The organism is Amycolatopsis sp. NPDC049253, assembly GCF_040678995.1.
Taxonomy (GTDB): Bacteria; Actinomycetota; Actinomycetes; order Mycobacteriales; family Pseudonocardiaceae; genus Amycolatopsis.
In genome coordinates this window covers 1-12,168 of the sequence record NZ_JBFAQX010000060.1, presented here as the reverse complement: position 1 = coordinate 12,168, position 12,168 = coordinate 1, and the positions used below count along the sequence as shown (strand labels likewise).

Sequence of the window (12,168 nt, the reverse complement as noted above, 5' to 3'; positions counted from 1 at the left end):
CGAGGCCGGCTGAGCCGGACCGCAATCACCCCCGAAAGGTGATTGCCGCGCCGCCCGGTCCATCGATCGTCGAAGCAGGCCCGCGACTTCGCGCGGCCGGATCATCCTGTCCGACTTCCGAGCGGAGCTGTCACTGTGACCGAGCCAAACGAGAGCCAGAACGTCGTGGTGCTGGGCGGCGGGCTCGCCGGAGTCGGCTGTGCCCACCGGCTCGGTGACGAGGGCATCGGCGTGACGCTGGTCGATCGCAACGACTACCACCAGTTCCAGCCGTTGCTCTACCAGGTCGCCACTTCGCAGCTGCCCGCGGAAGACATCGCCCGCCCGCACCGGGTGATCTTCCATGACTACCCGACGGTCGAGGTTCGCACCGCGCGCGTCACGGACCTCGACGTCGCGGGCCTTGGGCTGACCCTGTCCGGCGGCGAGAAGATCAGCGGATCGCACCTGGTGATCGCGGCCGGTGCGCAGCCCGAGTACTTCGGCGTCCCGGGCGCTGCCGAGCACGCGTTCCCGCTCTACTCGGTCGCGGACGCCGAGCGGCTCCGGCTGCACGTGCAGGAGCTGGTGCGGGAGGTCTCGGAAGGACAGCTCGACCAGGACGCCCTCGACATCGTCGTCGTGGGCGGCGGCCCCACCGGCGTCGAGATCACCGGCGCGCTCACCGAGCTGATGACCGCCCTCGCGGCCATGGAGCGGATACCGAAGTCCGGCCGGATCTTCCTGATCGACCGCGGCAGCACGCTGCTCGGCGCGTTCTCCGAGCGCTCGCACAAGTACGCGCACAAGCGGCTCACCGAGCACGGCGCCGAGCCCCGCCTCGACACCGGTGTCGCGGCGGTGCACGCCGACCGGGTGGAGCTCGACGACGGCACCACGATCCCCACCCGCACCGTCATCTGGGGCGGCGGCGAGTCGGCGGCGCCCGTGGTGCAGGCCGCCGCCGGGCTCAACACCGGCCGGGGCGGGCGGATCGACGTGCAGCCCGACCTAACGGTCGCCGGACACCCGGGCGTGTACGCGATCGGAGACGCCGCCAACATCCCGGCGAAGCACGGGCCCACGCTGCCGCAACTGGGCTCGGTGGCCCAGCAGTCCGGCGACTGGGCCGCCGGCAACATCCTGCGCGAGCGCAACGGACAGCCGACAAAGCCGTTCCACTACAAGGACAAAGGCATCATGGCCATGATCGGCCGCAACGCCGCCGTCGCCGAGGTCGGCAAGCACCGCCACCAGGTCGACGGGCCCCTCGCGTTCGCCGCCTGGCTCGGCGTCCACGCGATGCTGCTGAGCGGCGCGCACAGCAAGGCCGACGCCTTCATGTCCTGGGCGTGGGACTACTTCGAACGCGACCACGCCGCGACGGTCGAGTGGTCCGCGACGCCCCACCGCATCGCCTGGGGAGACGACGCCGCGGACGTCCCGCACATCTCGGTGCACCCAGGCCGCTCTGCGACGAAAGCCGATAGCTCCTGAGGAGGACGGCATGGAAGAGCACTACGACGTCATCATCGTGGGATCGGGTGCCGGTGGCGGCACTCTCGCGCACCGGCTCGCGCCGTCGGGAAAGCGTGTGCTGATCCTCGAACGAGGCGACTGGCTGCCCCGCGAGGCGGAGAACTGGGACGCCGAGGCCGTCTTCGTCGACAACCGTTATGTGTCGACCGACAAGTGGTTGGACGACAAGGGAAAGCCGTTCCAGCCTCAGGTTCACTATTTCGTGGGTGGTGCGACGAAGTTCTACGGCGCTGCGCTGTACCGGCTGCGCGAGCGGGACTTCGGCGAGCTCAAGCACCACGGCGGCATCTCGCCCGCGTGGCCCATCGGGTACGACGAGATGGAGCCGTACTACACCCAGGCCGAACAGCTCTACCAGGTGCACGGCATCCGTGGCGAGGACTCGACCGATCCGCCGGCGTCCGCGCCGTACCCCTTCCCGCCGGTTTCGCACGAGCCGCGCATCCAGCGGTTGTTCGACGACCTGGCCGCCGTCGGGCTGCACCCCTTCCACGCGCCGGCGGGCGTCATGCTCGACGAGGCCAGGCCCGCGTTCAGCGCGTGCATCCGCTGCGCCACGTGCGACGGGTTCCCGTGTCTGGTCCATGCGAAGTCCGACGCGGACGTCATCGCCGTGCGACCGGCCATCGAGCACGACAACGTGACGCTGATCCGCAACGCGCTGGTGCGCCGCCTGGAGACCGACGATTCCGGGCGGACGGTGGCATCCGTCGTCGCTGACGTGGACGGTGCGGAGCAGCGGTTCGCGGGCGACGTGGTCGTCGTGTCGGCAGGCGCGGTCAACTCGGCCCGGATCCTGCTCGCGAGCGCCAACGACCGTCATCCGGGCGGCCTCGCCAACGGGTCGGACCAGGTCGGCCGCAATTACGTGTTCCACAACAGCCGCGCGTTCCTCGCGATCTCGACCGAAAAGAACGACACCCGGTTCCAGAAGACGCTGGGCCTCAACGACTACTACTTCGGCGACGCCGATTTCGACTACCCGATGGGCAACCTGCAGATGGTCGGCAAGTCGTCAGCGCCGATGTATCGCGGCGAGAAACCCGTCGAGACGATACTGGCGCCGACGTTCGCCCTCCACGACGTCGCCGAACACGCGGTCGACTTCTGGCTCTCGGCCGAAGACCTCCCCGTCCCCGACAACCGGGTGACGCTCGACCGCGACGGGAACGTGGTGCTCAGCTACACACCGAACAACCGTGAGCCGATGGAGCAGCTGTACCACCGGGTGAAAAAGCACCTGAGCCGGCTCGGGATGCATCCGCACCATCTGATCCCGCGGGACGTTTACATGAAAAACGACATCCCGGTCGCGGGCTGCGCGCACCAAGCCGGCACTGTGCGGTTCGGGCGCGATCCCGCGACGTCCGTCCTCGACACGGACTGCAAGGCGCACGAGGTCGACAACCTCTACGTCGTCGACACGAGCTTCTTCCCGAGCATCGGTGCGGTCAACCCGGCACTGACGGCGATAGCCAACGCACTGCGTGTGGGAGACCACCTGCTGCAGCGACTCGGCTGACCCCGATCAGCGGGACGTCCAGGGCGTGCGCCAGCCGCCGAACCCGGCCGGGATCTCGTCGGCCGCTGCGGGACCCCAGCTGCCGGGCCGGTAGGAGTGCACGGGCGGCGGCGCGTCGAGCAACGGCTGCATGATCCGCCAGGTCTCCTCGACGCTGTCCTGCCGGGAGAATCGCGTGCTCTTGCCGGTCATCGCCGCGTGCAGCAGGACCTCGTACGGCGTCGGGCCCTCGCCGCCCTCTTCGGCGAATTCCATGTCGAGCTCGATCGGTGCGATCCGGGCCACGTCGGCACGATGCGCGTCGACTTGGATCCGGACCCCGGTCGACGGGTCGAGCTTCAGGACGAGCTGGTTCGGCTGCGACGCATGCCCGACCAGTCCGAAACCCAGCTTGGGCGGGCGCTTGAACACCAGCCGCAGCTCGGTCTGCGTCACCGGCAGCCGCTTGCCGGTCCGGATGAAAAACGGCACACCGGCCCAGCGCCAGTTCTCGATGTCGAGCCGCAATGCCGCATACGTCTCGGTGGCCGAGTCGCGCGCAACACCGTCGATGTCGAGGTAACCGTCGTACTGGCCGCGCACGTAGTGGGCCGGGTCGGCCTCCTCGATCGCTCGGAACAGCCCGACCTGCGACTCCTTGAGCGTCACGGGGTCGCCCCGCGATGGTGGCTCCATCGCGGCGGCCGCGACCACCTGCATCAGGTGGTTGACGACGACGTCGCGCAGCGCGCCGACCGGGTCGTAGAAATGACCGCGGTCCTCGACGCCGAAGCTTTCCGCCATCGTGATCTGCACGCACTCGAGGTAGTTGCGGCTCCACAACGGTTCGAGGATGGCATTCGCGAAGCGCAGGTGAAGAATCTCCTCCAGCCCCATCTTCCCCAGGTAGTGGTCGATCCGGAACAGCTGCGATTCGTCGATGTATTGATGCAGCTCGTCGGCCAGGTCACGCGCGGACTGGCGGTCGTGTCCGAACGGCTTCTCGACGACGAGCCGGGCGCCGGCGGTCAGACCGGCCTCCGACAGGCCCTTCACGACTCGTCCGAACAGGAACGGCGGTATTTCCAGGTAGAACACCGGAGTCCCGGCGCCCTTGACGGCGGCTCCCACCCTCTCGTAGGTGCCGGGGTCGGTGAAATCGCCGCTGACGTAGGACAGCTTTGCAGCGAAGCGCTTGAAGACCGTCTCGTCGAGCTCTCCGCTCGCCTCGATCGACGACCGGGCCCGTTCGATGAGCTGATCGAGCCCCCAGTCGTCGGACGCCACCCCCACAATGGGACACGTGAGCAGGCCGCGGGCCTCGAGCCGGTAGAGCGAACGGAAGGTCATCACCTTCGCCAGGTCGCCGGTAATACCGAAAATCACGAGTACGTCCGCCGGATGTGTGCCCGGCTCCGGTGCTGTCGCCATCATCCCTGCCTCCTCCTCGGCCACGACCGCGTCCGGTCGACACGATCGCGCGCGCAAGCCCGGCGCGCGTCGCCCGATCCGGATGACTCCGACCGCACCAGGCCGGATCTCGTTGAGCAGAGCCGACTTGCCGGGCTACCTCACCCCTGGCCCCGCAGTGTCATGACGCAAGGATCTTGGCCTTCTCGGACTCGAACTCGGCGTCGGTGAGGATCCCCTGTGTCTTGAGCTCGGCAAGCTCCTTGAGCTGGGTTACGGCGTCGCGAGCGGGCGCCGCGTCTGGCTGTGGTGGCGGAGGGTCCTGCTGTTGTTGCTGGGCGTACTGTTCGTCCTCTTGCCTGGCCCAGCGCCGGCCCTGGCGGCGCGAAACTCGATTCGACACGGCGGTCGCCGTCCCTGCGATCGCGGCAGTTCGGGCGATACCTCGGAGGAGTCCCGGCATGGTTGTCGTCCTTTCTCCGGCGGATCAGACGTCGGCTGCTTCGGCGGCATCCAGCGATGCCGCGACGGCATCGAGCGGGACGTAACCGGCGGCCACCACCTCGGCTCCGCCACGACGCAGGGCCTGGGTGAACGAACGTGCCCACCGGTTCTCGAACAGCACGATCGCCGCGGACGATCCAGGTTCGATCGCGGACGCGGCATCGGCCAGGTCGCCCTCGTCGAGCAGGCCCGAGGACGCGCCTTCGAAGATCGCCACGTCGAGCCGGCCGTCAAGGTCCAAGTCCTGCAACTCGACCGCGCGCACTGACCCATCGGCGTCCCGGGTGACGAACAGGAGATCGAGGATTCGGATCAAGCGCTGGTCGACCAGGTCCACGAAGATCGGCAAGCCGTGGCCGGTTATCTTGCTGCCCGGGAACTCGACGATCAGGAAACTGATCGGCCCCATCGCCTCGACGTCATCGGTCATCACAAGCCTCCTGGCTGCTTCACGGCAGGGGAGTAGGGCGCGCCAGCGCGGACGCGCACATCACCCCTCGACTCTCGAGCGGATGGCCCGCGCTGTCCTCATCCCAAGGAGGTGACGTCGCACCCGCACGACTGGGCTGGCGCAGACTCGACGGGCAAGCGTAAACCGTTTGAGAGGCAGCATCCCATCGGAGCGATACGAGGTGGACATCAGTCCGGGATGAGGCTGTCTTCATGCATCGAGAATGACTTACCCGGACACGGGATTGCGTGTGAGGACCTTATCCCCTTTTTCCGGTCGGGTGTCTTCCAGAGAATGGCTGCGAGCAGTCGGACGGAGAGCCGGGGAGGACGGGGGCCGTCCGACTGCTCGATCGTCCGCGAGGTTTCGCCGCGTGGCGTTAGCCCGGTCCTTGCCGGTGCCCCATTCGGCGGCAGAGGTTCGTGTGCGGGCTCACCGGGGACTTTCCACCAGCACCGCTCGCTCTACCGACGTCAGCACGCAGACGTGAGCGCTGGGATGTGGCCGAGGACGAACAGCCGTCGGCGAAGTGCTTCCGGCGCCGGAAGTCCGAGCTCGGGCCGGGTGGTGTGCTTTCCGGACTGAGACGGAACGTCCTTGATCACTGATGCCCGGGTTCGTCACTGCGGCGTGTCGGTGAGGGCACGTGGGTTCCATGGTCCGCCAGTCGGCGCGGATCTTCCTTCGGCGGGGCGCACCGGTACCCGTTTTGTAGGGGCGGCCGGTTTAGCCGGCCCCGCCAACGACACTGCTTCACGCCTGCCGAGCCCCCGTCAGGGTCGCCGCTTCCGTGCTGCCCGGTATTCCCGTCCGCGCTCGTCCGACTGTTTGTAGACCACGTCGGGTGCTTCCGGTGCCGGCCACACGGAAAGCAGGTAGTTCTCGACGGGTTCCTGGACGTTGAGATGGGGGGCGATGTCGCGGCCGCGGGCGTGCAGGCGTATCCGGTAGGTGCCGGGTCCCGCCTGGGCCAGCTCGGGGAAACCCGGCGGATCGTCCATGATGCCGTGCACGATGAGTTCTCCGTACTCCGACTCGACCGAGATTTCGGCGACTTCGTCCCAGCCGTCGAGGTCGACCGAGTCGGGTGCGGTGTCGAGCAGTTGCACGGTCACGTTGACCAGACCCGTGTGGATGCCGGTGAGGACAACCGCGCCGTTGACGAGATCCGTCCCCACGAAACCGTTGACGCGGGCGAGGCGTGGCGCGGGCAAGTCCGCACTCACGTCCCTGATGACGAAGTGCCCGTAACTCATGTGCAGGTCAGCGGTCGTTGTCCTCGCCGGTTTGTTCACGCGTCTCCCTCGCTCGGCTACGTGATCGTTACCCAGAACGGGTCGTTGTCGATCACGTGTTCGTCGTTGTAGCACCGGCCCAACTCACTGCCGCCGTCCTGGTTCTGCTCCGAGTCGATGGCTTTGCTGCTCCAGCGTCTTGTGCAGTGTTCCCGAAGTACGGGGCGAGGCCTGACCGTGTGCCGAGTGATGGTGATCCTCGTCCATGCGGCAGGTCGTGGGGTATCACTGCGGGTGGCTCGACGAGCGCGGGAATCCCTGTGACGTGAGGCGGGGCAAGATGATCCGCCCTGCGCGGACGCTGCCGGCCGCAGCGGCGGTCGTGCGGCCGCTCCGAGGACGCGCTGCCGGCTGCGGTGGCCGGCGTCCCCACGGCGGTTCTGGCCGGATGCGCTGCCGGCGCCGGCGCTGCGCGTGCGGCGGGAGTGCGCAAACGGGGCCGGAGGCCAGATCTTGTGTCACCGTTTGCAGTGGACTTCTTCGTTTACCCGCGCAGAGTGGTCAACGGCGCACCCGATAGCGCAGGTGAAGCACCCGGTTGCCCTGAATCACCTCGTCGGGTTCCGCCAACAGGTGCTGCGCGTGGACCGACCCGAAATAGCGCTTGCCGGATCCGAACACCACGGGTACAACGTCCATGCGCACCTCGTCGATCAGGCCCGCGGCAAACACCTGGCCACCGATGTCGCCTGCGGCGACCTCGACCACGCGGTCACCCGCAAGCTCCTGCGCCTTGGCCACGGCTGCCTCGACACCGTCGACGAAGTGAAACGGCGCCTCGGGGTCCCAGCCCTCGGGCTCCGGCCGGTGCGTCACGACGACCACATGGTCGATCCCGCCCGGCGGCTTCCCGTCCCAGCCGTCCGTCATGTCGAAGACGTGGCGGCCGACGATGGTCACCCCGATCCGATCCCAGTACGGCCGGGTGTAGTCGTAGGACGTCTGCGACACCTTGAGCTCTCCACTCTCGTCCAACGGGACGTCACCGCTGGACAACCAGTCGAACAGCGGCCCGGGCTGGTCGTTCTCGTCCGCGACGAAGCCGTCCACCGACACCGAGCTGTACATGACCACTGTGCCCACGGGGCTCTCCTCAATTCGGCGTGTCCCCAAATTAGCGCGTCGTGAGCTGTCGCTGTGGTAAGAAGCCAATCGGCCGGCCCCGGCCAGGTCGCGCCAGTCGATCGGTCCGGCGGGGTTGATCGCGAACACGATGGCGGTTAAGCGGCAAGTGACTGTGAACCGCGCCGCCGGCCGACCTGATCGCACTGCTCCACCAGTTGCGCACAGACTTCGGGGCGCACTTGCACTGTGCTGACCAGGACCTGGCGCACGTACTGGTTGGCCGACGCGCACCAAGCGGCCCCCGTCCCCGAGATCGTCGCCCACGGCCCACGGCCCACGGCCCACGGCCCACGGCCCACGGCCCACGCCGCCGCGCTGGGACCTGTCGGCGTCGCCTAGGCCAACGACGGAGACATCGTGCGAGCAGGCACCGACGGCACAAGCGCGGGTCGCCACTGGCTACGGCGTGCATCGGCCACCACATTCAGCTCATCGGCGGAAGGATCTCGTCGGAGTGCCGTGGCGGGTTGTGTGCTCGTTGCAGGAGCGCGGTTGGTTCCTGCGGAGCGCGGTGGTGTGGGAGAACCCGAATGCGCGGCCGGAGAGTGTGCGCGATCGGCTTGTCCGGCGCTACGAGATGGTGTTTCTGGATCTGTGGCGTGTGGCGGCGCTGGAGCACGGGTGTTCGTTCGTCGGCATCGACCTGGACCCTGCGTGCGAGGCCATGGCGCGCAGCCGGATCGCTGATTTTGGAGCCGCCGTATGAGACCGGGGGAGTCTACGGCGGATGTGATGAGGGGAAAGATGTCGAAGATGGCTGAGGGATCGGTGTACAAACGCTGCTCCTGCAAAGGCAACAACGGCCGGAGCCTGGGCAAGGAGTGCCCGAGGCTGGGGCAAAGCAGACACGGTCAGTGGTGCTGACGCATGGAGTCGCCCAAGGACCGTGCCGGGCATCGACGGCCGAGGCGGCGTGGTGGATTTCCGACCGCCACGAAGCTCAGGACAAGCTGGCTCACGTGGATGACTTGCTGCGATTACCGGGAAGGACGACGAGGACATGCTGCGCAAGATCGATCGTCGCGGCGATTTCCAAGAAGGAGAAGCTGCCGAAGGCCGAGAGCCGTAACACGTACCGCTCTTGTGAGTCACATGTATGCCTTTACTTGCGTCCGCATCTGGCGCACATCCGGCGGGACAAGTTGAGTGTGGCGCATCCGGACGGGATGTTCGATGCGATCGTCGAACACAACGACCTGATCGCCGAGTACCGCGCTAGCGGTGATCCGTGCAAGGTTGCCGCGGTGAAGTGACGGCGACCAGGGGGCCGACCTCGATCCGGCGGATCCGGGAGACCTTGCGGGCGATGTTGAGCCCGGCAGTCAAGGAGGGTTTGCCGGCGGTGAATGTGGCGTCGTTGGTGGAGCTGCCGCCGAGGGTTCGTCCGAAGGTGAAGGTGTGGAATAAGGAGCCGGTGGCGTGATGGCGGCGGACGGGGGAGGTCCCGTCGCCGGTGATGGTGTGGACCCCGCAGCAGACGGGCCGATTTTCGCATTACGCGGTCAACGATCCGCTGTACGCGTTGTTCCACTTGATCGCGCCCGTGGGTCTCCGGCGTGGTGAGGCGTGTCGGCAGCGGCAGACGGATGCGTATCTGGATGCGGCGATGCTTGATGTGACGAATCAAATCGTGCAGTACGGCTGGGAGTCCCGTTAGTCGGCTCCGAAGACTGGTCGTCGGAAGGTCTCGTCGCGTTGGATGCCGGTCATGGTCCCGCGTGTGCACCTCGCCGGCCAGGATGAGGCTCGGGCCCGGCTCGGCTCCGCGTGGGTCGAGACCGGGCTGTTGTTCACTGAGCCGGACGGCAGCCCCCTGCACCCGGCTGACGTGACTGCCCGGTTCCAGGAGCTCACCCGTCGGGCTGGGTTGCCGCCGATCCGGCTGCACGATCTACGTCACGCGGCGGCGAGCTTGGCGCTCGCGGCGGGAGCCGACATGAAGGTCGTGCAGAACATGCTTCGGCATTCGTCGATCGCGGTGACCATGGATACCTACACGACCGTGCTTCCCGAAGTTGCCCTCGCGGCCGCCGAAGCCACAGCCAAGATCATCCCGCGGACGGCAACGCGACAGCTCGGGCACGACTCGGGCACTGCACCAACCACTGTGGACGGTGAGCAAGCGGAACAATCTCTTCCACATAACACAAATCCCCAGGTCGGAAGTGATCCGAACCTGGGGAGTGAGGGTGCGCCATCAGGGACTCGAACCCCGAACCCGCTGGTTAAGAGTTCGCGGCCTGATCTGTCGGACGGTGCCGAATGATTCCGAAGAGGGTCGTCTTCCTGGGCCGCCGAATGGCTGGGGTGTCGGCCTGTGTCGCCGTCTGCTGTCGTGTGCGCGCCCTCTCGGGCTCTTCTCGGGCTCGCGCGTGCCGGATTCTGTCGAGGTGTTTGTGCAGGTCGGTCGTGGTGCGCGGTGCGGACTTCAGGGCAGGAGGGTTGCTGTGATGAGCCCAGCCGCGGGGCGGGATCCGGTGCTCTCGGGGGTCACGCTGATCGTGGGAGTCATCGTGGCTTTGACCTTCCTCTTCGGTTTCGGGAACGTGTTCACGTTGGCGCTTCGGCTGGGAGTGCCGGCCTAGGTCGCGCCACTGGTGGCAGCGGGTCCGTTGCTGCTGATCGGCTGGGCGGAGGTCGGGCCGGCTATGCTGCAGGCGCTGGCCGCCGTAACAGCTTCCGAGCGTCCAGCAGGCGATGCCCAGACCACCGACTCAGGCAGCACTTCGGCCGAGCCGCCAAAATCGTGGGCGCTGATTTACTGGACCGGGCTCGGCATGAGGATCAGCGGCATCGTGAGCTGCTTCAGCGTCCGGTCTCTGCCGAAAACCTCCGGAAGACGCTGGGGTAGGCGCACACCGGTCGCGCGCCCTGGTGAAGTTGGTACGAGCAGAGCGGAGCATCTCCGCGTAGGGCATATTCAGCAGGCGGTCCCCAGACCGCAACACTCGCCCGTGTTCGCGAGTTGATCGAGTTGCGGGGACCGCGATCCCTGGTCGTCGCGTTCGTGCGGCCGTCGGGGTGTGGGCCGGGCGTTGTGCTCGGTCTCGTGCTACCGCTTCGGCCTGTGTGCTCGTCCGGGACGGGGAATACGTCGGGTCATCCGTTCGAGTGGGAACAAGCGGCATCTGGGTTGGGTACTGCTTCTCGATCCACCGGCGTGTTGTCGTACAGAAGCTGCTGCAGGGTCTGGCCGCGGCTGTCGAAGATCAGGCAAGCCGCGCGGTGCGCACCTGTCTGGATCTTTTTGGCTGTCAGGTAACGCGTCAGGTACTCGGCTGCTTCAGCCGGTTGTTCGCGGCGCCCGATGCAGGCCCGGACGAGCAACATGTGCCGTCCGGTGTCGTCTCCCAGCGGCGTCGTCGTGGAGTGGTGTTGTCCATCTTGACGGACGACCTTTGCGAGATCCTTGGCGAGGCGGCCGAACTTTCTCTGTGCCCCGCCGTTCAGGCTGAGCAGCGCGGTGCAGGTCGCCAGCCAGCCAGTCTCGGCGGCTTCGGTGATGGCATCAACCAAGCGGATGCGGGTGTCGTTGGCGTTGTAGCGACGCTTGGCTGCGTTGGTGCCGTCTTCTTCGGCGTAGTACCAGGCGTCGAGCGGCTGGGTCTTGCTCTCGACCACGTGAGGGACCTGCTCCCGATGTCGTCGCTGCTCTCCGGTCATGGTGCGAGCGACCACGGTAGGTCCGCGATGAGGCGTTCAGGATCTTCGAAACCTGATTCGTCAGGCGAGCGGCGGCCCCGGCCTTCGGGAAGCCGCCCCAGCTGTAGCGACCATGATCACATCGGAGACGCCGATCGGCTTCACCTGCGCGACCACGTAGTCCACCGCGTCCTGGAGCCGCAGCCCCTCGGGATTGTCGCCGTCGTTCAGGCCGGGGAGTGTCAAGGCGACCGCCCGGTGCCCGGCAGCACGCAGCCGCTGAGCCACCGGATGCCACGCCCATCCGCCGTGCCAAGCGCCCGGGATCAGCACGTAAGCGCTCTTCGTATTTCTGTTGCCGTTCTCCGCTGTCGCTTCCGTCCGAGGTGCCGCCGAGGCGGCCGTGGCCCCCAGGAGCGGAACTGCGGCCCCGGAACCCATCAGGCCCAGAGCGCCACGACGGGAGATCCCGCCCGATCTGTCCTGGGATCCGTTCGACCTGTCAAAGTATTTCCTAATGCATTTCGGCGGCTGACAGCGCCAACGGTTGTTGTGACGTGATCAGCGCAAGTGCTCATCGACCGCGTCGTCTTCCGAACTACTGGCACACGAGCGGGCGTCGTCCGTCGGGTCTGCCCAGACTTCGGTTGACACCGGAGCGGACTGTTTCTCAGGCCGCTGCTGCGGTGTTGTAGATGGTCTCAAACTCGACCGGGGTGAGC

At 67.1% G+C, this 12,168-nt stretch carries 13 protein-coding genes; 6 read left to right on the top strand and 7 right to left on the bottom strand.

Features of this window, described 5'->3' with window-relative positions; genetic code table 11:
* Positions 1 to 135: 135 nt before the first annotated feature.
* A complete protein-coding gene (locus AB0K15_RS47550) occupies positions 136 to 1,476 on the top strand; it encodes an NAD(P)/FAD-dependent oxidoreductase (protein ID WP_364067750.1) in 1,341 nt (446 codons plus the stop codon).
* A 10-nt stretch (positions 1,477 to 1,486) separates the two neighbouring features.
* The gene (locus AB0K15_RS47545) at positions 1,487 to 3,040 is read left to right on the top strand and encodes a GMC family oxidoreductase (protein ID WP_364067748.1); all 1,554 of its coding nucleotides are present in this window, start codon (positions 1,487 to 1,489) and stop codon (positions 3,038 to 3,040) included.
* A 6-nt stretch (positions 3,041 to 3,046) separates the two neighbouring features.
* On the opposite strand, the gene AB0K15_RS47540 is transcribed toward AB0K15_RS47545, so the two are convergent.
* The 5 genes from AB0K15_RS47540 to AB0K15_RS47520 all read right to left on the bottom strand — a co-directional run bounded on the left by AB0K15_RS47540 (position 3,047) and on the right by AB0K15_RS47520 (position 7,762).
* Entirely contained in the window at positions 3,047 to 4,450 is a 1,404-nt protein-coding gene (locus AB0K15_RS47540; protein ID WP_364067746.1) for a glucose-6-phosphate dehydrogenase, read from the bottom strand.
* A gap of 160 nt (positions 4,451 to 4,610) precedes the next feature.
* Positions 4,611 to 4,892 (bottom strand): SHOCT domain-containing protein, encoded by a 282-nt coding sequence (locus AB0K15_RS47535; RefSeq protein ID WP_364067744.1) that lies wholly within the window; start codon positions 4,890 to 4,892, stop codon positions 4,611 to 4,613.
* A gap of 24 nt (positions 4,893 to 4,916) precedes the next feature.
* A complete protein-coding gene (locus AB0K15_RS47530) occupies positions 4,917 to 5,363 on the bottom strand; it encodes a DUF6325 family protein (RefSeq protein WP_364067742.1) in 447 nt (148 codons plus the stop codon).
* Between the two features lie 794 nt (positions 5,364 to 6,157).
* Positions 6,158 to 6,610: a hypothetical protein gene (locus tag AB0K15_RS47525; RefSeq protein WP_364067740.1), complete on the bottom strand. Its 453-nt coding sequence runs from the start codon at positions 6,608 to 6,610 to the stop codon at positions 6,158 to 6,160.
* 570 nt (positions 6,611 to 7,180) lie between these two features.
* Positions 7,181 to 7,762: a dihydrofolate reductase family protein gene (locus AB0K15_RS47520; RefSeq protein ID WP_364067752.1), complete on the bottom strand. Its 582-nt coding sequence runs from the start codon at positions 7,760 to 7,762 to the stop codon at positions 7,181 to 7,183.
* 556 nt (positions 7,763 to 8,318) lie between these two features.
* Between AB0K15_RS47520 and AB0K15_RS47515 the strand changes: the two genes are divergently transcribed.
* From AB0K15_RS47515 to AB0K15_RS47500, 4 genes are all read left to right on the top strand, one after another.
* Complete coding sequence (locus tag AB0K15_RS47515; RefSeq protein ID WP_364067738.1) at positions 8,319 to 8,510, top strand: hypothetical protein; 192 nt, start codon at positions 8,319 to 8,321, stop codon at positions 8,508 to 8,510.
* A gap of 253 nt (positions 8,511 to 8,763) precedes the next feature.
* The gene (locus tag AB0K15_RS47510; protein WP_364067736.1) at positions 8,764 to 9,057 is read left to right on the top strand and encodes a hypothetical protein; all 294 of its coding nucleotides are present in this window, start codon (positions 8,764 to 8,766) and stop codon (positions 9,055 to 9,057) included.
* A 455-nt stretch (positions 9,058 to 9,512) separates the two neighbouring features.
* On the top strand, positions 9,513 to 10,070 hold the full coding sequence (locus AB0K15_RS47505) for a tyrosine-type recombinase/integrase (protein WP_364067734.1): 558 nt from the start codon (positions 9,513 to 9,515) through the stop codon (positions 10,068 to 10,070).
* Positions 10,071 to 10,254: 184 nt separating this feature from the next.
* Positions 10,255 to 10,389 carry a hypothetical protein gene (locus AB0K15_RS47500; RefSeq protein WP_364067732.1) on the top strand — a complete coding sequence of 45 codons (135 nt, stop codon included), beginning with the start codon at positions 10,255 to 10,257 and terminating at the stop codon, positions 10,387 to 10,389.
* Positions 10,390 to 10,903: 514 nt separating this feature from the next.
* Here the strand turns inward: AB0K15_RS47500 and AB0K15_RS47495 are convergent.
* Both AB0K15_RS47495 and AB0K15_RS47490 read right to left on the bottom strand, forming a co-directional pair.
* Positions 10,904 to 11,425, bottom strand: a complete 522-nt coding sequence (locus tag AB0K15_RS47495) for a hypothetical protein (protein WP_364067730.1) — start codon at positions 11,423 to 11,425, stop codon at positions 10,904 to 10,906.
* A 102-nt stretch (positions 11,426 to 11,527) separates the two neighbouring features.
* Positions 11,528 to 11,779, bottom strand: coding sequence for an alpha/beta fold hydrolase (locus AB0K15_RS47490; RefSeq protein ID WP_364067728.1), 252 nt, complete (start codon positions 11,777 to 11,779; stop codon positions 11,528 to 11,530).
* Positions 11,780 to 12,168 lie beyond the last annotated feature (389 nt).

What these genes read in the sequence shown, in the direction of transcription:
- AB0K15_RS47530 (WP_364067742.1), bottom strand. Translation starts at nt 5,363, where the DNA reads ATGACCGATGACGTCGAGGCGATGGGGCCGATCAGTTTCCTGATCGTC.
- AB0K15_RS47500 (WP_364067732.1), top strand. Translation starts at nt 10,255, where the DNA reads ATGAGCCCAGCCGCGGGGCGGGATCCGGTGCTCTCGGGGGTCACGCTG.
- AB0K15_RS47540 (WP_364067746.1), bottom strand. Translation starts at nt 4,450, where the DNA reads ATGGCGACAGCACCGGAGCCGGGCACACATCCGGCGGACGTACTCGTG.
- AB0K15_RS47545 (WP_364067748.1), top strand. Translation starts at nt 1,487, where the DNA reads ATGGAAGAGCACTACGACGTCATCATCGTGGGATCGGGTGCCGGTGGC.
- AB0K15_RS47535 (WP_364067744.1), bottom strand. Translation starts at nt 4,892, where the DNA reads ATGCCGGGACTCCTCCGAGGTATCGCCCGAACTGCCGCGATCGCAGGG.
- AB0K15_RS47505 (WP_364067734.1), top strand. Translation starts at nt 9,513, where the DNA reads ATGGTCCCGCGTGTGCACCTCGCCGGCCAGGATGAGGCTCGGGCCCGG.